We start from the raw sequence: 22,262 nt of genomic DNA on the forward strand, positions 1-22,262 counted from the left end.
TCACTCCTTGACGATCATCTGGCGCAGGCTGGGGCGGCGGGGGGCGGCCGATTCCTGAGACCACGCGGCGAGCGCGGCGACCGTCGGCAGGTCGAAGATCTTGCGGATGGGTATCTCGATGCCCAGCTCGGCGCGGGCACGGCTGATCAGCCGGGTGGCGAGCAGGGAGTGCCCGCCCAGCTCGAAGAAGCCGTCGTCGATGCCGACCCGGTCCATGCCGAGCACCTCGGCGAACAGCCTGGCCAGGGTCTCCTCGCGGGGAGTGCGGGGTGCCCGGTAGGCGGCGCCGGTGAACTCCGGCTCGGGCAGCGCGGCCCGGTCCAGCTTGCCGTTCGGGGTGAGCGGCAGCCGGTCGAGGACCATGAAGGCGGCCGGCACCATGAAGTCGGGCAGCCGCTCCGAGACGAAGTCGTTGAGTTCCTTCGTCTCCAGGCCGGCGCGGTCGCCGGCCGGCGCGTCGTCGCCGGTGACGGCGGGCACGACGTAGGCGACCAGTTGTTTGCCCGTGCCGCTGCCGCGCCCGTCGCAGGCGAGGACGGCGGCCTGCGCGACGCCGGGGTGCGCGGTGAGCGCGGCCTCGACCTCGCCGGGCTCGACACGGAAGCCGCGGACCTTGACCTGCGTGTCCGCGCGGCCCACGTACTCCAGCCGGCCCTCTTCGTGGAAGCGGGCCAGATCGCCGGTGCGGTACATGCGCGCGCCGGCGGGGCCGAACGGGTCGGCGACGAAGCGCTCGGCGGTCAGCGCGGCGCGGCCGTGGTAGCCGCGGCCCACGTGTCCGCCGACGTACAGCTCGCCGACCGCGCCAGGCGGCACCGGGGCCAGGCCGGGGCCGAGGACGTAGGCCCGCATGTTGCCGAGCGGGGTGCCGACGGGCGCGCTGCCCGCCCAGCCCCGGGTGCCGTCCGAGACGGTGAAGGTGGTGGCGTAGAACGACTCGCTCTGTCCGTAGGCGTTGACGACCCGTACGCCCGGGAAGGCGGAGCGCACCTTCTCCACGAGCGACGCGGGCAGGGCCTCGCCGGCGAAGACGACCGTCTCCACGCTGGTGCGGCCGGAGATCTCGTCGACGAGTTCGGCGAAGGCGGACGGCACGGTGGAGACGACGCTGCCGCTCCAGTCCTTGCGCTCGCCCAGGACCAGGACGTCCCGGACCACTTCGACGACGCCGCCGGTGGCGAGGGTCGTGAAGATCTCGAACACCGAGACGTCGAAGTTGACCGAGGTGCCCGCGAGGAGCCGCTTGCCCGGCGCCAGCCCCACGCGCTCGGCGAGCCGCAGCACACCGTTGACCACCCCTGCGTGGGTGATGGCGACGCCCTTGGGCTTGCCCGTGGAGCCGGAGGTGTACATGACGTACGCCAACTGCTGTGCGTGGACCCGCAGTTGGCGGCCGGTGTCGGCGTCGGACAGGTCGAGCGTGTCGAGGAGGACGTCCGGGGCGGCGTGCTCGGGCAGCGCCGCGGCTGTCGCGGAGTCCGTCAGGACCAGGCGCGGCCGCGCCTCGTCGAGGATGGCGGTGAGGCGCCGGCTGGGGTACCGGGGGTCGACCGGCAGATACGCGCCGCCCGCCTTCCACACCGCGAGCAGGGCGACCACCAGGTCCGCCGACCGCGGCAGCGACACCGCGACCACCGACTCCCGGCCCACCCCGCGTGCGGCCAGTTCGCGCGCCAGGCGGCCCGCCCGGGCGTCCAGCTCGCGGTAGGTGAGCAGCGCGCCGTCGGCCTCCACGGCGACCGCGTCCGGCGTCCGCGCCGCCTGTGCCGCGACGAGCCCGTCGACCGTGATGTCCGGGACGACTGCGGCCGTGTCGTTGAACTCGGTGAGCATCCGGTGGCGTTCGGCCGGATCCAGGATGTCGACCTGCGCGGCCTTCAGCCCGGGGTCGGCCGCGAGCTGCCGCAGGACGCGCACGAGTCGGGCCGCGAGCACCTCCACCGTCTCCCGGTCGAAGACGCCCTGCGTGTACTGGAGGATGAGCTGAAGGTGCGGGGCGGCCGCCGCCATCAGGGTCAGCGGGTAGTTGGTGGCCGTGGACGCGCGCAGGCCGGTGAAGGCGATCCCGTCCGCGGCGTCGGAGGCGGCGCTGATGCCCTCCTCGTCGACCGGGTACGACTCGAAGACGACCAGCGTGTCGAAGAGGGACTTCAGGCCGACGGACTGCTGGATCTCCGTGAGCCCGTAGTAGTGGTGGTCCAGGAGAGCGGCCTGCCGGCTCTGGAGCCGGGTGAGGATCTCGGCGAGGGTGTCACCGGGCGCGTAACTGACGCGTACGGGAAGGGTGTTGATGAACATCCCGACCATCGAGTCGACGTCCGTCACGGCGGGCGGCCGCCCGGAGACGGTGGCGCCGAACACCACGTCCTGACGGCCGGTGAGCCGGCCGAGCAGCAGCGCCCAGGCGCCCTGGACCAGGGTGTTGATGGTGACGCCCAGCTCGGTGGCGCGCCGGCCCAGTGCGCGGGCCTCGTCGGCCGGGAGCGCGATGTCGACCTGGCCGACGCCCTCGCCCGTGCCTTCGGAGCCGGGAGCGAGCAGGGTCGGCTCCTCGACGCCGTCGAGTTCGGCCGCCCACACCCGGGCGGACTCCGTCTCGTCCTGCCGGGCGCGCCAGGCCAGGAACTCGCCGAAGTCGCGGGTCGCGGGCAGGGCGGCCGTCTCGCCGCCGGACGCGTAGAACAGCAGCAGGTCCTGCATCAGCAGCGGCATGGACCAGCCGTCGATCAGCACGTGGTGGGCGGTCATCACGAGTTCGGCGCGGCCGGGCTCGAGGTGGACGAGTGCCATCCGGATCAGCGGCGGGGTGGCCACGTCGAAGTGGGCGGCCCGGTCCTCGGCGAGGAACCGCTCGAACTCCTCGGTCCGCTCCGCCTCGCCGAAGGTGGTCAGGTCGAGGTACTGCCAGGGCAGGGACACCGTCTCCGGCACCGCCTGCACCGCATCGCCGTCCGCCCGGTCGACGAACGCCGCGCGCAGAGCGGCGTGACGCCCCAGCAGGGCCTGCGCGGCCCGGTGCATCCGCTCCGGGTCGACGTCGCCGGACAGGTGGAACACCAGCTGCATGTGGTAGGCGTCGAAGGAGGATCCGGCCAGCGCCGTGTGGAACAGCATCCCGGACTGCACCGGCGTCGTCGGCCACACCTGGGCCAGCTTGCCGAACCGGGCCTCCCAGGCGTCGATCTCGTCCTGGCGCACCTCGACCAGGGGTGCGTCGCTCGGGGTCAGCCCGCCGGCGTCCGGGGCCTGGGCGTGCCGGGCCAGGGCGGTCAGCGCCTCGACCCACAGCCCGGCCAGCTCGCTCACCTCGGCGCGGGAGAGCACTCCGGTCGGGAAGCCGAAGTAGGCGGTCAGCTCCTCACCGCCGGGGGTGCTGGTGGCCACCGCGTTGATCTCCAGCGCCGACAGCACCGGCATGTCCGCGTCGGGCGCGGCGATCAGGTCCCGGTGCGTGGTGTCCGGTGCCCAGCCCAGGCCCCGCAGGTCCTCGGGGATGTCCGCGCCGGAGGAGCGGCCCAGGTAGTTGAACCCGATCTGCGGTGCGCGCGCTCCGGCGAGCTCGGCGGCGGTCTCCTCGTTGAGGTGGCGCAGCAGGCCGTAGCCCATGCCGTTGTCCGGCACCGCCCGCAGCTGTTCCTTGACGGCCTTGACGGCCCGTCCGGCGGCCGCGCCGCCGGCGAACGCGTCGGCCACGTCGATGCCGGCCAGGTCGAGGCGCACCGGGTACATCGCGGTGAACCAGCCGATCGTGCCCGACAGGTCCGCGCCGGGCACCAGGTGCTCCTCCCGGCCGTGTCCCTCCAGCCGCACCAGCGCCTGGGAGGCGGAAACGCCCCGCGTCCGGCGCCAGCGGAGAAGTGCCAGGGCCAGTCCGGCCAGCAGCCCGTCGTCGACACCGCCGCGGAAGGTGGCGGGCACCTGGGTCAGCAGGGTCTGCGTGATGTCCGCCGGCACCCGGACGCGCACCGTGTCCACGGTGGCCGTGACATCGCGTGCGGGGTCCAGCTCCCGCGCGCCCAGCACCGGCTCCTCGGCGCTCAGGATCTCCTGCCAGACGGGCAGTTCGGCCACCCGCCGGGGGCTCGCCGCCTCCTCGGCCAGGGCGTGCGTCCACCGGCGCAGCGAGGTGCCCACCGCCGGCTGTGCCGGGGCGTGGCCGTCGCGGACGCGCTGCCAGGCGGACACCAGGTCCGGCAGCAGGATCCGCCAGGACACCCCGTCGACGACCAGGTGGTGCAGCACGATCAGCAGCCGGCCGCCCGGTTCCGCGTCCGTGCCCGCTTCCTTGCCGGCGTCCGCGCCCGTGCCGGAGGTGAACCACACGAACTGCGCCATGACGCCCGCGTCCGGGTCCAGCCGGTCCGCGGCCGCGTCCAGCTCGGCCTGCACATCGGCGTCGCCGTAGGGGACTTCCCGCACCAGCGCGGCGGCATCCACCCGGCCGGGCGGCTCCATCCGCAGGCCCGGCTGCGCCCGGTCGAGCCGGGAGCGCAGGCCGTCGTGCCGGTCCAGTACGGCCTGCAGCGTCGCGAGCAGGCCCGTACGGTCGATGTCCGCGGGCAGGGTCAGCATCGCGGACATGCAGAACCGGCCGATGCCACCGCCGAGCGCGAGGACGTGGGCCGCCGTCGGCGGGAGCGGGGCCCAGCCCACGCCGCCGCCCGGCAGCTCGGCCAGGCTGACGCGCTCCTCTTCCTGACGGCCCTCGACCAGTTCCGCGAGCCGGGCGACCGTGCGGTGCTCGAAGATCTCCCGCGTGCTGACCACGACGCCGCGCGTCTTGGCCCGCGCGACGACCTGGATCGAGCGGATGCTGTCCCCGCCGCTGGTGAAGAAGTCGTCGTCGATGCCCACCTGTCCGGCGCCGAGCACGTCGGCGTAGACCTCGGCCAGGATCCGCTCCGCCTCGCTGCGCGGCGCCCGGTAGGCGGCACCGGTGAACTCCGGCTCGGGCAGCGCGGCCCGGTCCAGCTTGCCGTTCGCGTTGAGCGGCAGCCGGTCCAGCACCACGAACACGGCGGGCACCATGTAGTCCGGCAGCCGCTCGGCCACGAACCGGCGCAGCTCCGCCACCGGGACGTCGGCGTTCCCTGCCTGCGCCACATACCCGACGAGTCGTGTGCTGCCGGTGTGGTCCTCACGCGCCATGACCGCCGCCTGGGCGACCTGGGGGTGCTGGGCGAGGACGGTCTCGATCTCGGTCGCGTCGAGGCGGATGCCGTTGATCTTCACCTGGGTGTCGGCCCGCCCGGCGTACCTCAGCCGGCCGTGCTCGTCCCACTGGGCCAGGTCGCCGGTGCGGTACATCCGGGTGCCGGCCGGGCCGAAGGGGCAGGGCACGAACCGCTCCGCGGTCGCCCGGCCGGCTCGGTGGTAGCCGCGGGCGACCAGGCCGGTGACGTACAGCTCCCCGATCACACCGGGGGGAACCGGTGCCAGTTCCGGCCCCAGGACATGGGCGCGCATGTTGGCCAGGGGTGTGCCGACCGGAATCGCGCCGGTTCCGCTCCACTCCTGCGGAAGGGTGAAGGCGGTGGCGTAGAAGCTCTCGGTCTGCCCGTAGGCGTTGACGACACGGACGCCGGGCAGGGCCCGGTGCACCTTGTGGACCAGGTCGGCCGAGAGTGCCTCACCGGCGAAGACGACGGTGCGCACGTCGAGTGCGACGGACTCGTCCAGCAGGGCGGAGAACACCGACGGCACGGCGCTGACGGTGGTGCCCGACCACCCGCCGCGCTCGGCGAGTTCGAGCACGTCACGGACGATCTCGACGCTCGCTCCGGCGGTGAGCGCGGTGAAGATCTCGAAGACGGAGACGTCGAAGTTCACCGAGGTCGCGGCGAGCATCCGGGACCCCGCCCCGACCTGAACCGTACGACGCAGATCGCGCACCCCGTTGACCACGGCCGCATGGGTGACGGCCACGCCCTTGGGCGTGCCGGTCGAGCCGGAGGTGAACATCACGTAGGCCAGGTTGTCCGGGCCGGTCGGGACGTCCGGGGCGTCGACGGTGCGGCCGTCGAGGCACAGGTCGTTGAGGTGAAGCACCGGCAGGCGGCACTTGGCCACGGTCGGCGCCGTCGCGTAGTCGGTCAGGACCAGCGCGGGCTCGGCGGCGCCGAGCAGGAGGTCGACGCGCGCGGCCGGGTAGCCCGGGTCGATCGGCAGGTAGGCGCCGCCGGCCTTGAGCACCGCGAGCAGCGCGACCACCAGGTCCGCCGAGCGCGGCAGTGCCACGGCGACCAGGACGTCCGGCCCGACCCCGCGGTCCCGCAGGACCGCGGCCAGCCGGTTGGCGCGGGCGTCCAGCTCCCGGTACGACAGTTCGGTCTGCCCGCACACCACCGCCGTCGCGTCCGGTGTCCGCGCCACCTGGGCGGCGACCAGCTCCGGCACCGTCGCCGCGGGCGCCGGCGCCGTGGTGTCGTTCAGCCGGGTCAGCCAGTCCCGCTCGGCCCCGGTGAGCACGTCCACGCCGCCGAGCCGCGTCCCGGGATCGGCGACCACCTGCCGCAGCACGCGCACATAGCGGTCGACGAGGCTCTCGGCCGTGGCGTGGTCGAAGAGTTCCGTCGCGTACTCCAGCCGGCCGTACGCACCGCCGGAGGGGGCCGGGACGATGTTGAAGAACAGGTCGAACTTCGCGGTACCGGTGCCCGCCGGGACGGGGGTGACCCGCAGGCCCGGGATCTCGATCTGCGACCACTCGAACTGCCAGGCCAGCATCACCTGGAACAGCGGCTGGTACGAGGTGGTGCGCTCCGGGCTCAGCAGCTCCACAAGGCGCTCGAACGGCACGTCCTGGTTGTCGTACGCGGCCAGGGCCCGGTCGCGCACCTGCTCCAGCAGCTCGCCGAACGACGGGTTGCCGGACAGGTCGACGCGCAGCACCCAGGTGTTGGCGAAGAACCCGATCAGGTCGTCGAGTTGCTCATCGGCGCGCCCCTCGATCGGGCTGCCGATCGTCAGGTCGTTGCCGGCGCCGACGTGGTGCAGGAGCACGGCGAGCACGGCCTGGGCGACCATCGGCGCCGTGCCGCCGCGCTCCGCGGCCAGCTTCCCGATCCCGGCGAGCAGGTCCGCGTCCAGCTCGAAGTCGACATGGCCGCCGTCGTGGCCGGCCGCCGTCGGCCGCGGCCTGTCCAGCGGCAGCTGCACCGGCTGCGGCACCCCGGCGAGTTCCCCCCGCCAGTACTCCAGCTGCGCCGCGGCGATGCTCTCCGGGTCCTCCTCGTCGCCGAGCAGCTCGCGCTGCCACAGCGTGTAGTCCTTGTACTGCACTGCAAGCGGCGGCCAGTCAGGCGTCCTGCCGCTGTGGCGGGCCGCGTACGCCGACAGCAGGTCCCGCAGGAACGGCGCCATCGACGCCCCGTCCGCGGCGATGTGGTGGAACACGAACACCAGCAGGTGCTCCTCGGGACCGACGCGGAGCACGGTGGTCCGCAGCGGGAGCTCCGTGTCCAGGTCGAAGCCCTCGCACGCGGCCTCCTGCAGCGCGGCGTCCACCGCGTCCGCGGCCACATCGGTCACCCGGAACGGCGGGGCCGCCTCCTCGGGGGGCAGGATCCGCTGCTCCGGCGTGCCGTCCGCGTTCTCCGCGACCAGGGTGCGCAGGCTCTCGTGCCGGGTGACGACATCCGTGACCGCCGCGGCCAGGGCCGCCGTGTCCAGCGGCCCGTCCAGGCGCAGCACGAAGGGGATGTTGTAGGTCGCGGACGGGCCTTCCAGACGGTGGAGGAACCACAGCCGCCGCTGGGCGAAGGACAGGGGGATCATCGACGCGTCTCCTCAACGGTCATCTGGCCCAGCCGGGGACGCAGCCGGGGGCGGTTCGACGTGCCCAGTTCCTCGATCCGCTCCGCCAGCTGGGCGACGGTCGGATTGCGGAACACGGTCGTGACCTTCACGTCGGCGTTCAGCTCGTTGCGGATGCGGCCGACCAGCCGGGTGGCCAGCAGCGAATGCCCGCCGCGGCTGAAGAAGTCGAGGTCGATGCCGACCTCCGTCAGTCCGAGCAGCTCGGCGAAGAGCCGGCACAGGACTTCCTCGGTGTGGTTGCGCGGCCCTCGTCCGGTGTCGGCCTCGGTGTAGTCCGGTGCGGGCAGCGCCTTGCGGTCGAGCTTTCCGCTCGGTGTCGTGGGCAGTTCGGCGAGCGGCACGATCGCCGAGGGGACCATGTACTCCGGCAGGTGCTCGCGGACCTGGCCGGTCAGCGCCGTGAGGTCCAGCCCGGCCGGATCCGTGCCCTTGACCGGCACGACGTACGCGACCAGCCGCTGGTCGTCGGCGCGGTCCTCGCGCACCACGGCCACCGCGCTGTCGACGTCCGGGTGCGCGGCAAGCGCCTGTTCGATCTCGCCGAGTTCGATGCGGAAGCCGCGCACCTTGACCTGGAAGTCGGTCCGGCCGATGTACTCGACCTGGCCGTCGGTGTTCCACCGCACCAGGTCACCGGTGCGGTACATCCGGGTGCCCGGCTCGCCGAAGGGGCAGGCCACGAACCGGCTCGCGGTCAGCCCGGTCTGTCCGAGGTAGCCCCTGGCGAGCCCGGTGCCGGCCAGGTACAGCTCGCCGGGGACGCCGGGTGCGACCGGGCGCAGCGCCGCGTCCAGCACGTACACCTGGGTGTTCCAGATCGGGGCGCCGATCGGCACCCGGTCCGCGCCCGGCACGTGCTGCCACGCCGTGACCTCGACCGATGCCTCGGTGGGCCCGTAGAGGTTGTGCACGCCGCAGCCCGGCAGCACTCCGGCCGCCTTGTTGGCCAGTTGGGGCGGGAACGCCTCGCCCGCGACCTCGATCCAGCGCAGGCTGGTGCACTCCTTGGCCGCCGGCTCGGCGACGAACGCCTCCAGCAGGGAGGGCACGAAGTCGGCGCCGGTCACCCGCTCGCGCCGGATCAGCTCGGCGAGGTAGGCCGGGTCCCGGCGCCCGTCCGGACGCGCGATGACCACGGCGGCCCCGACCTGCAGCGGCGCGAACAGCTCCGGCACCGACACATCGAAGCTCGCCGTCGTGCTGAGCAGCACCCGGTCCTCGGGCCCGACGCCGAAGTGCGCCAGACCCCACTCCAACCGGTTCATGATCGACCGGTGTGCCACCTGCACGCCCTTGGGGCCACCGGTGGAGCCGGAGGTGAAGATGACGTACGCGGCGTGGTCCGGGGACAGCGCACGCTGCGGGTTCGTCTCCGGGTACGCGGAGACGTCCGGAAGGTTCTCGTCGAGGACCAGCAGCGGCCTGGCGCTGTCCAGCACGTGCCGCACCCGGTCCTCGGGCAGGTCCGGGTCCACCGGCACATAGGCCGCACCCGCCTTCACCACGGCGTAGAGCGCCACGAGCAGGTCGACGGAGCGCGGGATCTTCACCGCGACCAGGTGCTCGGGACCCGCGCCCTGCTCCACCAGCCAGTGCGCCAGCCGGTTCGCGCGCCGGTTGAACTCGCCGTAGGTCAGCGTCCGGTCCTCACCGATCAGCGCCACCCGGTCCGGGTCGCGCTCCGCCTGGGCCTCGAACGCGGCCGGCAGGGTGTCCGCGGCCACCGGGTGCGCGGTGTCGTTGACCCGGCGCACCAGCCAGTCCCGCTCGTCCTCGCCCAGCACCTCCACGGCGCCCACCGGCACCGACGGGTCCTGAAGCACCTGCTCCAGGACACGGACGAGCCGGGCGGCGATCACCTCGGCCGAGGCACGGTCGTAGAGGTTGCGCTGGTAGTCGAGGGAGAGCCGCAGGTAGGGATCGGAGGAGTTGAGGGTGAGCGGGTAGTGCGAGCCCGCGAACGGCCGGATGGCGTCGATCGTGAACCCGGCCGAGGTGTTCGCCTCGACGATGCCCTCGCGGTCGATCGGGTAGTTCTCGAACACCACGATCGTGTCGAACAGGGAGGGCAGCCCGACCGCGCGCTGGATGTCGGCGAGGCCGTAGTAGTGGTGGTCGAGCAGGCTGATCTGCCGGTTCTGCAGGTCGGTGATGACCTCGGCCAGGCTCTGGTCCGGCCGGCAGACGGCCCTGGTCGGCAGGGTGTTGATGAACAGGCCGACCATCTCGTCCGAGCCGGTCAGGTCGGCGGGGCGGCCGTTGACGGCGGCGCCGAACACCACGTCCTGCTGCCCGGTCAGCTTCGAGATCAGGATCGCCCACGCGCCCTGCAGGAGCGTGTTCAGGGTGACCCCGAACTCGGCGGCGCGCCGGGCGAGTTCCCGTCCCTTGTCGATGGACAGCGGTACCTCGACCCGTCCGAGGGCGGTCGCCTCCCCCTCGGCGGCACGGCCCGCGGCGACGAGGGTCGGCTGGTCGAATCCCTCGAGCTCGGCCTTCCACCGCTCGGCCGACGCCTCCCGGTCCTGCCGGGACAGCCAGGCCAGGTAGTCGCCGTAGGAGCGGACCGGAGGGAGCTCGCGACTCTCGGCGTACAGGCGGATCAGGTCCGTGATGACCAGCGGCGACGACCAGCCGTCGAACAGGGTGTGATGCGCCGTGATGATGAGTTTCGCCTGCTCGGGCCCGCAGGTGAGCAGGGCCAGGCGGAACAGCGGCGGCCGGGTGGGGTCGAGCTGGTCGGCCCGGTCGTCGGCGAGGGCCGTCTCCAGCGCCGCGTCCTGCTCGGCCGCGCTGCGCCCGGTCAGGTCGAGGTGCCGCCAGGGCAGCGCGACGTGTTCCGCCACAACCTGCACCGGATCGCCGTCGGCCGTGGTGAGGAACGCGGAGCGCAGGTTCGGGTACCGCTGGAGCAGCGCCTGCCCGGCCGCCCGCATGCGCTCCGGGTCCACGTGCCCGGACAGGTGCAGCACGAACTGCATGTGGTAGACGTCGAAGGTGCCGTCGGCGAGCGCCGCCTGGAACTGGATGCCGGACTGCCCCGGCGCCTGCGGCCACACCTCGACCAGCCGGCCGTAGCGCTCCTCCCAGGCCTCGATCTCGTCCTGCCGCACGGAGACCAGCGGGGCGTCCGAGGGGGTGAGCCCGCCGGTCTGCGGGCGTGCGGCGTACGCGGCCATGCCGTGCAGCACCTCGACCCACAGCTCGGCCAGTTCGGCGGCCCGCTCGCGGGACAGCACCCCGGTGGGGAACATGAAGGCCGCCTGCAGCCGGGTGCCGTCGGGGGTGTCCGTGACGACCGAGTTGACCTCGAGCGCGGAGAGCGCGGGCAGGTCCGGGTCGGGCGTCGGGACCAGCTCGGCCGACCAGGACGCCGGCCCCCACCCCTGTGCGCGCAGGTGCTCGGGCACGTCGGCGTCGGAGATCCGCCCGAGGTAGTTGAAGCCGATCTGCGGGGCCGGGTACTCGGCGAGCTGTTCGGCGGTCTCCGGGTTCAGCCAGCGCAGCAGCCCGTAGCCGATCCCCTTGTCCGGGACCGCGCGCAGCTGCTCCTTGACCCGCTTGATCGCCTGCCCGGCGGCGGGGCCGCCCGCCAGTACGTCGGCCAGGTCCACCCCCTGCACATCGACCCGGGCCGGGTACATGGCGGTGAACCACCCGACGGTGCGGGAGAGGTCGGCCCCGGGCACGACCTCCTCCTCGCGGCCGTGTCCCTCGAGGCGGACCAGGGTCGAGCGCTCCTCGCCCCGCCACCGGTTCACCGCGAGGGCGAGCGCGGCGAGCAGCACGTCGGTGCCGGTGCCCTTGAACGCCGCGGGCAGCGTGGTCAGCACCGCCTCGGTGACCTCGGCGGGCAGCTGCACCCGCACGGTGTCGAGGGTCGACCACACGTCCACGGCCGGGTCGAAGGCCCGCGTGCCCAGCGGGGGGTCGCTCGCCTCCAGCAGGTCCCGCCAGTACGTCAGTTCCTCCTCCCGCTCGGGGGAGAAGGCCTCGTCCTCGAGCGCCGACGCCCAGCGGCGGGCCGAGGTGCCGACCGCGGGCAGCTCGGGCGCCCTGCCGGAGCCGACCTGCTGCCACGCCTCGGCGAGGTCCGACATGAGGATCCGCCAGGAGACGCCGTCGACCGCCAGGTGGTGCAGCACCACGAGCAGCCTGCCCGCACCCTCGGGTGCGGCGAACCAGACGAAGTCCGCCATGGTCCCGGCTTCCGGGTCGAGCCGGCCGACCGAGGCGTCCAGCTGGGCCCGGGCCGCCTGAAGCGCGGACGGCTCGTCCCACCGCCCGTCGCAGTCGACCCGGTGGATCAGGTCCGCGGCCCGCACGGTGCCCGCCGGGCGCACCAGGAGGGAGGGCTCGTCGCCGCGCACGAGCTGGGCGCGCAGCAGGTCGTGCCGGTCGAGCACGGCGTCCAGCGTCGCGGCGAGGCCCGTCGCGTCGATGCCCGTGGGCAGTTCGAGGACGATCGACATGGCGAAACGGTTCGTCCCGCCGCCGTGCTCGAACACCTGCCGCGCCACCGGCTGCAGCGGCATCGGGCCGACGCCGCCGCCCTCCAGCTCGGCGAGCACGGGCGCCCGGCCCGTGCGGTCGGCGGCCACCTCGGCGAGGCGGGCCGCCGTGCGGCACTCGAAGATCTCCCGCGTGCTGAGCTCAAGGCCGCGGGCGCGGGCCCGCGCCACCACCTGGATGGAGCGCAGGCTGTCACCGCCCACCGCGAAGAAGTCGTCGTCGACACCGACCCGCTCCACCCCGAGCACGTCGGCGTAGGCCGCGGTGATGATCTTCTCGGCCTCGGTGCGCGGCTCCCGGTAGGTCTCGCCGAGGAACTCCGGTTCGGGCAGCGCCTTGCGGTCCAGCTTGCCCGTCGGTCCGAGCGGGAGCCGGCCGAGGGCCACGAAGGCCGACGGCACCATGTAGTCGGGCAGCCGTGCCGCGACGAACCTGCGCAGCTCGGCGGCGGAGGCGCCGGACTGCACGTCCACGTCACCGATGCCGCCGGCGCCGTCGTCACCGACGGCCCCCTCGCCGGTGTGCACCACGTAGGCGACGAGCCGCCGGCCGCCCGAGGGCACCTCCCGGCTGATCACCACGGCCTCGCTGATGCCGGGGTGCGCGGTGATCGCGGCCTCGACCTCGGCCGTCTCGATGCGGAAGCCGCGCACCTTGACCTGGCCGTCGGCCCTGCCGACCACCTCCAGCTGTCCCTGCGCGTTCCAGCGGGCCAGGTCGCCCGTGCGGTACATCCGCTCGCCGGCGGGGCCGAAGGGGCTGGCCACGTAGCGTTCGGCGGTCAGGCCCGGGCGGCCGTGGTAGCCGCGGCCCAGGCAGGTCCCGACCACGTACAGCTCACCGATCACGCCCTGCGGCACCGGGGCGAGTCCCGGGCCGAGGACGTAGGCGCGCATGTTGCCCAGCGGGGTGCCGATGGGCGCGACGTCGCCATCCGCCCACTCCTCGGACGCCGCGAGGGAGAAGGTAGTGGCGTAGAAGCTCTCGCTCTGCCCGTAGGAGTTCACGATCTGCACGCCGGGCAGGGCCTCGCGCACCTGCCGCACCAGCCGGCCCGGGAGCACGTCGCCCGCGAACACGACCGTGCGCACGTCGGGCGCCTTGTGGAGCTGGCCCACCAGTTCCCCGAGCACCGAGGGGACCCCGCTGATCACATGGCCGTCCCAGCGCTCCCGCTCGCCGAGCGCCAGCGCGTTCGCCACCAGCTCGGCCGTGCCGCCGGTGGTCAGGGTGGTCAGCAGCTCGAAGACCGAGACGTCGAAGTTGACGGAGGTGCCGGCCAGCATCCGCCACCCGGGCGGCGCGTCGAGGACGCGCACCAGCTCCCGCACGCCGTTGACGACACCCCGGTGGGTGACCGTCGCGCCCTTCGGCTTGCCCGTGGAGCCGGAGGTGTACATCACGTACGCCAGGTTGTCCGGGCTCAGCGGCGCCTTCCGGCCCGCGTCGTCCGGTGCGCCGGCGGGCGTCTGCCACTGCGCGCGCAGGTCGAGGTTGACGCACGACATGTCATTGCGTGGCAGGGTCTGCCAGGTGTCGGTGTCGGTGACCGCGAACCGCGGCGCCGCCTCCGACAGCACGCTCTCCGCCCGCCCGCTGAGGTACTGCGGGTCCAACGGCACGTATCCGGCACCGGACTTGAGGATGCCGAGCAGGCCGGCCACCAGGTCCTCGTTACGCGGCAGCGCGAGGACCACCAGGTCCTCCGGTCCGGCGCCGCGCCGGATGAGTTCCCAGGCGACGCCGTTGGCCCGGTCGTCGAGCTCCCGGTAGGTCAGCGTCCGGCCGTCGCACACGAGCGCCGGGGCGTCGGGCGTCCTGGCCACCTGGCTCTCGAACAGCTCCGGCACCGTCAGCCCGGGCACCTCACGGGCGGTGTCGTTGAACTCGGTGAGCAGCCGGCCCCGCTCGGCCGCGTCGAGCACGTCGACGGTGCCGATCGCGCGCCCGGAGTCGGCCACGAGCAGGCCGAGGACGCGGACGAAGCGCTGCGCGATGCTCTCGGCCGTGTCCCGGTCGAACAGGCTGGTGGCGTACTCCAGGCGGCAGTTCGCGCCGCCGGAGCCGTTCGGGAGCAGGTCGAAGAACAGGTCGAACTTGGCCGTCCGGGTCTCCAGCCGCTCGGCCCGGACGCCGAGGCCGGGCAGTTCCATGGGCGGCACGGGCGGCTGCCAGGACAGCATGACCTGGAAGAACGGGTTGTAGGCGGTGGACCGGTCCGGGTTGAGCAGCTCCACCAGCCGCTCGAAGGGCATGTCCTGGTTGTCGTAGGCGGCCAGGGACCTCTCCCGCACCTGCTGAAGCAGCTGGCGGAAGGTGGGGTTCCCGGAGAGGTCGACGCGCAGCACCCAGGTGTTGACGAAGAAGCCGACGAGGTCGCGCAGTTCCTCGTCGGTGCGGTCCGTGATCGGCGCGCCGATGGACACGTCGTCACCGCACCCGAGGTGGTGCAGGAGCACCGCGAGCGCCGAGTGCATGACCATCGACACCGTGGTGTCCGCCTCCGCGGCCAGCTTCTCCACGGCCGCGAGCAGCTCGGGGCCGATGGAGAACGGGATGCGGTCGCCGGCGGGGTCCATCACCCTCGGACGCGGGCGGTCCGTCGGCAGGGCCAGCGGCTGCGGCAGGTCGGCCAGGGCCTCGCGCCAGTACGCCAGTTGCCTGGCCGCCGTGCTGTCCGGGTCGGACTCGTCACCGAGCACGTCCCGCTGCCACAGCGTGTAGTCCGCGTACTGCACCGGGAGCGGCTCCCACGCCGGGGCCCCGCCCTCGGCGCGGGCCGCGTAGGCCGTGGTGAGATCGCGGAACAGCGGCCCGAAGGACTCCCCGTCCACGGCGATGTGGTGCGCCACCACGACGAGGGTGTGCTCGCGCGGCCCGGACCGCAGCAGCCTGGCGCGGATCGGCGCGTCGGCGGCCAGGTCGAAGGTCGCGGTGGCCACCTCGTCGACCGCCGCCGCCCGCTCGTCCTCCCCCGCGACCTCGACGACCGGCAGGTCGAACGGCTGCTGTCCGGACGGCAGCACCTGCTGGTGCGGTATGCCGTCGTCGCCCTCGACGATCACCGTGCGGAGGACTTCGTGCCGGTCGATGACATCGCGGAGCGCCGCCTGCAGCGCATCCGCGTTCAGCTCACCGGTCAGCCGCAGGGCGAACGCGCCGTTGTAGGTCGGCGACGGGCCTTCGAACCGGTCCACGAACCACAGCCGACGCTGCGCGAACGACAACGGGATCATTGTGTCTCCAAATCGGCAAACCAGGTGAGCAGGTGGTGTCGGTCAGCCCTGGTCGAGCAGGGTCAGGAGTTCGTCGTTGTAGAAGTCGTCGATGGAGCACGCGCCCGACAGCGTCGAGAAGTACCGGTCGATGTGGTCCTGGTGGCCGACCAGCTTGCGCAGCATGTCCGTACGGCCCTCGGGCTTGAGCTCGGCCACGTTGAGCGCGCCCTGGTAGTGGCTGAGGGCTTCGCCGCTCAGGTCGTTCTCGTAGCGCCGCAGCGCCGCCTTGAGCGCGTCGTCGTCGTGCAGCCGGTCCCCGATGTGGTCGGTGAGCGACTGGGCCTGGACGAAGGCCTCGGTGATCCCGCGGGCGGTGATGGAGTCCTTGTGGTTCACCGCGTCGCCGACCAGCGCCCACCCGGGCCCGTAGGCCTTGCGGAAGTAGTTCTCCTGGTGCCCGGTGCCGTACAGCTGCTCCTCGCGCCTGCCCGACTGCATCCGCTCCCACAGCTCGGGCGCCGTCGTGCGGAAGGCGTCGAGGTAGGCGGGTTCCACGTTCTTGCGGACCTCGTTGTAGTCGGCCTGCGGGAAGTAGGCCATGAGCAGGGTGAGGTCGTCGTTGGTGGGCAGGACACCGATCCAGCGCCCGGGGCGCTCGTACAGCTCGAAGTTCGCGGGAACCCCGGACCAGTAGCTGTAGTAGGTGGTGGTCAGCCGCGGGTGCTCGATGACGTTCTCCGCGCCGACCTTGCGTGCCACCAGCGAGCGCATGCCGTCCGCGCCGACGACGAGGCGCGCCCGGTCCGTCGCCTCGGTACCGCCGGGGGTCGTGTACCGCACCCCGGCGACCCGGTCGTCCTCCCACACCAGGTCCTTGACCGCGCATCCCTGCCGGAACTCCACGCCGGCCGCCACGGCGCCGCCGGCGAGGATCGGGTCGAGCACGTACCGCCTCGGCGCGTACGTGGTCGTCAGGCCGTCGATCGGCAGGGAGAAGCCCTCGATGCGGACACCGGGCCCCTGGTAGCTCTGGCGGGTGATCGGCTGGGCGCCCGAGTCACGGATCTCATCGAGCAGCCCCCACCGGTTCAGCAGTGCCACGCCCTGCATATGGAGGTAGTGCGAGGAAAGCGTGTCCTGCGGGAATTTCGCCTTCTCCAGGAGCAGAACGCGATAACCCTGCCGCGCGAAAAGCATGGCGGTCGGTGAACCCGCGCAACGGGCACCTATGACAATGACGTCGTACATGGCCCCTCTCCTTCTATTTGGTGACCGCACTCAGGGATTCGATGTACGCGGAGATCGACGCCACCGTCGGGTTGAGGAAGAGCTGGTCCATGGGCACCTCGGCGCCCAGCTCCTCGATGAGGGCACCCTGGATCCTGACCATGATCACGGACTGGCCGCCCAGGGCGAAGAAATCGTCGTCGGCCGAAATGTCATCGCGCTGGAGTTCCCGGCACCAGATGGCGCGCACGCGGTCGGCAATCATCACAGTCCTCTCGTTTGTCGGCAAGGTCCGTCGACTATGCCGCCGTGCCGCTGTACTGGTTCTTGAGTGAATCGGCCAGCGCCGCGCGGTCGACTTTTCCGTGGGGGCTCAGCGGAAGCCGCAGGACGCTCACGAACCGGGCCGGGACCATGTTCCGCGGCAGTGTCTGCAGCAGGCCCTTGCGCAGGTCGTCCTCGGCGAGTTCGCCGCCGGACGGGACGAGGAACGCGGTCAGCTCGGCCTCTCCGGCACCGGTGTACGTGACGACCACGGCGGCCTCGCGGACCCCGGGCAGCCTGCCGAGCGCGCGCTCGATGTCGGTGGGGTCGATGCGCATGCCCCGCACCTTCACCTGCGCGTCCATCCGGCCGGCGACGACGAGGTCGCCGGCCTCGTTGACGTAGCCGCGGTCGCCCGTGCGGTACAGCCGGACCGGCTCACCGTCCACCACGACGGTCGTGAACTTGGCGTTCTCGGGGCCGGAGCCGCCCAGGTAGCCCGCGCCGACGCCGGCCCCGGAGATGCAGATCTCGCCGTACTCCCCCGGCGCGACACCGCGCAGGTTCTCGTCGAGGAGGTGGATGTCGGTGTTGTAGGCGGGCGTGCCGACCGGGGCGATGTCCTGGTCGCAGGGCCGGTGCCCGGCGAGGTCGTACGACGTCGCGACGTCCGTGCACTCGGCGACGCCGTACTGGTGCAGGAGGGTGCAGTAGTTGCCCTCGCGGGCCGCCCAGTCCGCGATCCGCTCGAACTTCAGCGGCTCACCGCCGAAGAGTATGTAGTCGAGCTGGGTGAGCGCGTCACCGCCGCGGGCGGTCTCCCAGTCCACCAGCAGGTACAGCGTGCTGGAGGCGCAGTGCACCGTGCGGATGTCGTGCCGGGTCAGCAGGCGGTACGCCAGCATGGCGTCGAAGTTCCGGCTCGCCATCAGGTACTGGGTGGCGCCGCAGAACAGCGCCGTCATCAGGGCGCGCTGGGAGAGGTCGAAACCGAAGGCGCTGACGACCAGGTTGCTCGAGGCGCTGTCCAGGTGGTACTCGAGCTTCAGCCAGTTCATCAGGTTGAACCAGCCCTCGTGCCGCACCGCGGTCAGCTTCGGCGTGCCGGTCGAGCCGGAGGTGAAGACGGCGTAGCAGATGTCGTCCCCGGTGACCTGGACGTCCGGTGCGGTCGCCGGGAGACCTGCGAGGTGGCCGGAGAGCTGTTCGAGGTCGACGACGTCGACGGCCGCCGACTCGACCATCCCGGCCGTCGCCGGGGAGGCCACGATCAGGGCGAGACCGGGGACCTGGCCCAGCAGCAGCTGCAGTCGCGCCGCCGGGTAGGCCGGGTCGAACGGCACATAGGCCGCGCCGGCCTTCAGCGTGCCGAGGATGGCGACGAGCATGTCGGCCGAGTAGTCGAGACAGACGCCGACCTTCGCGCCCCGGCCGTGTCCGCGCGCGGCGAGGAAGTGCGCGAACCGGTTGGCCCGCGCGTCCAGTTCCGCGTACGTCACCTGCTCGCCGCCGCAGACGACGGCAACGGCGTCGGGAGTGGCCTGAACATGCGCCTCGAACTGCTGGTGGACGACGGGCGCCGAGGGCAGGGCGACCCGCTTTCCCTGAAGGATCATCAACTGACTCCGATGTGAGAGGTGTCCGGTCGGACGAGCCGCCGGCACACCCCGGGGGGACGGGCTTGCCGGCACCTGCGGGCGTCGCGCCGCTAGGCGGTGCGTGCCTCGGGGATGCGCCGGTCGGCGGTCTCCAGCAGGTGGGCCACCCACTTGTCGACGGGCAGACCGTGCGCGGCGGCCGCTTTCGAGAAGTGCTCCAGCTGTCCGGCGGACAGCTCGATGGTGAGCGTGGTGACCTGCTGCCGGCGCTTGTCCGCGGCCGCCGGCCCGGCCAGCCGGGGCACGTCCTGCTGCTCGTCGCCACCGCTCGGGGAGAGCTCGGCCGTGTCGCTCTGCACGGCCAGGCTGGCGCGCACCGCCCTGCGCAGTTCGTTGCGCGACCACTTCTGCTGTTCGGCCTTGCGCAGCCAGTAGTCCTGCTCCGGCGGCGCCAGCCGGGCCACCTCGGCGTGGTGGGCGAAGCTGAGGCCGTCCCGCCTGCGGTGGTGCTCGAACCGCCGGGCCACCCACGCGTAGTTGCGCAGGGTCTGGTAGTCGAGCCCGGTGCGCTCGATGGCCTCCTTGTAGCGCCGCCACCCGTAGGTGGCCTCGCCGTAGATCAGCCAGTCGGCGAGCCACCACGCCGAGGAGTTGACCAGTTCACGCAGGTTGGTACCGATCTGCTCCCAGGACCGCTCGGGCAGGTTCTGCGGGAAGATCAGCCCCGACTTCTGCACCTTGGCCTGTGTCCCCATGAAGGGCAGGAGCACATCGCGCTGCGGCTGTTCACCGCTGTTGTCCACCGGGATCGCCTTGTACCTGCTCGCGGTTCTCACAGCCCCCGTCATCACCTTCATCTCCCAACTCAGCGTTCTTTTCAGGGCGTTGAGCGACCGCCGGGCCCGGAACCCGGGCGGCGATCACCGTCGTTCCTCTTCGGCCGGCCTGCTCGGCCAGGTCGCGAGCGCCGGCGTGACGCAGGGGTGCGAGCCCGTCGGTGTGCGACCGGTGTTCAGCCCGCCGCCATGGCCTCGCGCAGGCTCTTGGGGCGCAGGTCGGTCCAGTTCTGCTCGACGTACTCCAGGCACTCGGCACGGGCCGCCTCGCCGAAGACCACCCGCCAGCCCGCGGGCACCTCGGCGAACACCGGCCACAGGGAGTGCTGCTCCTCGTCGTTGACCACGACGTAGAAGCGGCCGTCCTCGTCGTCGAAGGGGTTAGCGCTCAAGGGGCACCGTCCTTAACCGTCATGGAGTGACTCGTGATGGGGAAATCGCCAGGCCGGGTGCGCGACAGCACCGGGCACGAGGTCGCCGACCGGCGTTGTCCGGTCGACAGGACACTTCGGCTGTCCGGTCGACAGGACACGAGGGCGTCCGGTCGACGGGACACCCGGCTTCGGTGGCGACCCCGGCGTTGCCACGTCACCGTAGGGACTCGACCGTCAGCGCTACAAGGCGACGGGCTCGCCGGCCGCCCGGTCGTCCGTGCGGACCTGCACTCCCCCCGATCCTCTGTACCGGACCCGGTTCGTGTGCCACGATGCCGGGCTTTTGGGGCCCGGCACGGGTGCGGGCGAGCCCGCCACCCGCCGACGCCGCGTGGTGCGGGGCAGCCGCTCGGGGCAGCCGCCGCCTGAGGATCGCTCAAGAGCCGCCACACCGGCGGCGGAGACCGCCCGTGCCGGCGCCCTCGCGGCCCGGCACCGTTCTATGGTTCGAGCGTGGGCGGCCCGATCCGAGGGAGAGCGATGGACAGCACACGACCTGACCTGCGCCTGTTCGTCCTGCACCACGCGGGCGGCTCACACCTGCTGTACCGCGACTGGCCGGCCCTGCTTCCGGACACGTGGGACGTCCGGCTGCTCGACGCCCCGGGCCACGGCCTCCTCCTCGACCTGCCGCAGATCCCCGAGGCCGGCCGCCTCGCCGACTACCTGCTGCGCAGCATCGAAGCCGAACTGACCGTCCCCTACGCCCTGTTCGGGCACAGCATGGGCGCCCTCGTGACGTACGAGATCATCCGGCGGGTCGTCGACCGGGGCCTGCCGCTGCCGGTGTGGGCCGGTGTCTCCGCGCGCTCGGCACCGCAGCCGGCGGGGCCGGGGGCCGGATACCACGAGCTGCCCGACGCCGAGCTGCGCACCCGTCTGAAGTTGCTCGGCGGCACACCCGACGGGGTCTTCGACGACCCCGAGCTGTGGGACCTGTACGACCCGATCATCCGGGCCGACCTGCGACTGGTGGAGAACTGGCGCCCCGCCGCGGACGCCGGTCCCCTGCCCGTGGCGCTGTCCGCGTTCGCAGGCGCCCTGGACCACTCCGCCTCACCACAGCGGATGGCCGGCTGGGCGGAGCACAGCGAGCACTTCCTGGGGCTGCGGGTCCTCGACGGCGGCCACTTCTACTTCCAGGCCGATCCCGGACCGCTGCTGCGGCAGATCGAACAGGACGCGGCCACGGCGCTTCAGGCGGCGGGCGCGGCGCGCTCCTAGCGGCCACCGGCTGTGTGAGGGGGAGAGATGCAGTTCCGCATTCTCGGCCTCGTGGAGGTCCAGGACGAACAGACCGGTGCGCGGATCCTTCCCACGGGTGCCAAGCAGCGCGCACTGCTCGGGACGCTGGTGGTGAAGGCCGGGCACAACGTCTCGGTGCAGCGGCTCATCGACGAGCTGTGGGGCGAACACCCGCCCGCGAACGCGGCGAACGCGCTACAGCTCCAGGTGACCCGGCTGCGCCGGCTGCTGTCCGGGCCGCAGGGCCGCACCCCCGGACGGCCCGCACCGCACCCGTGGATCGTGACCACCTCGCGCGGCTACGCCCTGCAGCTCGACGCCGTCGACACGGACGCGGCGCGCTTCCAGCACCTGGTCGAGCGGGGCCGCAGAGTGCTGCGCGACGACCCGGGGCAGGCCGGTGAACTGCTGCGCCGGGCCCTTGAGTTGTGGCGCGGCCCGGCGCTGGAGGGCAGCGTGCTCGGCGACATCTGCGCGGGCCGGGCGGCCCAGCTGGAGGAGCAGCGGCTGACCGCCCTGGAGATGATGTACGACGCGTATCTGCGCACCGGGCGGCACCGCGAGATCACCGCCGAGCTGATGGAGCTGACCACCGACCACCCCATGCGGGAGCGGTTCTACGACCTGCTGATGGTCGCCTTCTACCGCTGCGGCCGGCAGGCGGAGGCGCTCGGCGTGTACGAACGGGCACGCAACCGCATGGTGCACGAACTCGGTGTCGAGCCGGGCCCCGCCCTGCGCGGCCTGATGGAGGCGATCCTCCACCACGACCCGGCCCTCGCCACCGCGGTGCGGCCCCGCCCGGCCGTCCCGGCTCGGGCCCGGGCGGTGCCCGCGCAGGCGGACGCGTCGGCCGACGACGCGGTGCTCACCCTCTGCCAGGAGATAGCCCGTCTGCAGCGCCGCATCGAGCGGCTGCAGCAGGAGCAGAACCAACTGGTCCACCGCTTCCACGAGTTGACCGCGAGCACCGCCGCGCCGGCCTGCTGACAACGCTGCCAAGCGGCCCACGGTGGTGCGTCGTCGAACCCCGCGCCGGGAGGTGTGAACACACGACCCGCGCTCAAGGCGGGTGACCTACTGTGCCGCCCACAGACCGCACAAGTACGA

The 22,262-nt window shown here is 72.6% G+C and carries 9 protein-coding genes; 2 read left to right on the forward strand and 7 right to left on the reverse strand.

Annotated elements, in window-relative coordinates; all coding sequences use genetic code 11:
- The 7 genes from ACWC2T_RS34620 to ACWC2T_RS34650 all read right to left on the reverse strand — a co-directional run bounded on the left by ACWC2T_RS34620 (position 1) and on the right by ACWC2T_RS34650 (position 19,865).
- The gene (locus ACWC2T_RS34620; protein WP_450674297.1) at positions 1-7,776 is read right to left on the reverse strand and encodes an amino acid adenylation domain-containing protein; all 7,776 of its coding nucleotides are present in this window, start codon (positions 7,774-7,776) and stop codon (positions 1-3) included.
- A complete protein-coding gene (locus tag ACWC2T_RS34625) occupies positions 7,773-15,566 on the reverse strand; it encodes an amino acid adenylation domain-containing protein (RefSeq protein WP_450674298.1) in 7,794 nt (2,597 codons plus the stop codon). Before ACWC2T_RS34625 ends, ACWC2T_RS34620 begins: the two co-directional genes overlap by 4 nt.
- Positions 15,567-15,608: 42 nt before the next feature.
- Positions 15,609-16,796: an NAD(P)/FAD-dependent oxidoreductase gene (locus ACWC2T_RS34630; RefSeq protein WP_450674299.1), complete on the reverse strand. Its 1,188-nt coding sequence runs from the start codon at positions 16,794-16,796 to the stop codon at positions 15,609-15,611.
- A gap of 13 nt (positions 16,797-16,809) precedes the next feature.
- Positions 16,810-17,040, reverse strand: coding sequence for a phosphopantetheine-binding protein (locus ACWC2T_RS34635; RefSeq protein ID WP_450674300.1), 231 nt, complete (start codon positions 17,038-17,040; stop codon positions 16,810-16,812).
- A 34-nt stretch (positions 17,041-17,074) separates the two neighbouring features.
- Positions 17,075-18,655, reverse strand: coding sequence for an amino acid adenylation domain-containing protein (locus tag ACWC2T_RS34640; RefSeq protein WP_450674301.1), 1,581 nt, complete (start codon positions 18,653-18,655; stop codon positions 17,075-17,077).
- Positions 18,656-18,747: 92 nt separating this feature from the next.
- Positions 18,748-19,473: an LmbU family transcriptional regulator gene (locus tag ACWC2T_RS34645; RefSeq protein ID WP_450674302.1), complete on the reverse strand. Its 726-nt coding sequence runs from the start codon at positions 19,471-19,473 to the stop codon at positions 18,748-18,750.
- Positions 19,474-19,649: 176 nt separating this feature from the next.
- Positions 19,650-19,865, reverse strand: a complete 216-nt coding sequence (locus ACWC2T_RS34650) for an MbtH family protein (protein ID WP_450674303.1) — start codon at positions 19,863-19,865, stop codon at positions 19,650-19,652.
- A 522-nt stretch (positions 19,866-20,387) separates the two neighbouring features.
- Here ACWC2T_RS34650 and ACWC2T_RS34655 point away from each other — a divergent pair.
- Positions 20,388-21,131, forward strand: coding sequence for a thioesterase II family protein (locus ACWC2T_RS34655; RefSeq protein ID WP_450674304.1), 744 nt, complete (start codon positions 20,388-20,390; stop codon positions 21,129-21,131).
- A 27-nt stretch (positions 21,132-21,158) separates the two neighbouring features.
- Complete coding sequence (locus tag ACWC2T_RS34660) at positions 21,159-22,142, forward strand: AfsR/SARP family transcriptional regulator (protein WP_450674305.1); 984 nt, start codon at positions 21,159-21,161, stop codon at positions 22,140-22,142.
- Positions 22,143-22,262: the final 120 nt, after the last annotated feature.

It is taken from the genome of Streptomyces sp. NPDC001393 (assembly GCF_053597455.1).

Bases quoted from the DNA above. Each gene is read 5' to 3' on its own strand.
- ACWC2T_RS34620 (WP_450674297.1), bottom strand. From the start codon at position 7,776: ATGATCCCCCTGTCCTTCGCCCAGCGGCGGCTGTGGTTCCTCCACCGT.
- ACWC2T_RS34625 (WP_450674298.1), bottom strand. From the start codon at position 15,566: ATGATCCCGTTGTCGTTCGCGCAGCGTCGGCTGTGGTTCGTGGACCGG.
- ACWC2T_RS34630 (WP_450674299.1), bottom strand. From the start codon at position 16,796: ATGTACGACGTCATTGTCATAGGTGCCCGTTGCGCGGGTTCACCGACC.
- ACWC2T_RS34635 (WP_450674300.1), bottom strand. From the start codon at position 17,040: ATGATTGCCGACCGCGTGCGCGCCATCTGGTGCCGGGAACTCCAGCGC.
- ACWC2T_RS34640 (WP_450674301.1), bottom strand. From the start codon at position 18,655: ATGATCCTTCAGGGAAAGCGGGTCGCCCTGCCCTCGGCGCCCGTCGTC.
- ACWC2T_RS34655 (WP_450674304.1), top strand. From the start codon at position 20,388: ATGGACAGCACACGACCTGACCTGCGCCTGTTCGTCCTGCACCACGCG.
- ACWC2T_RS34660 (WP_450674305.1), top strand. From the start codon at position 21,159: ATGCAGTTCCGCATTCTCGGCCTCGTGGAGGTCCAGGACGAACAGACC.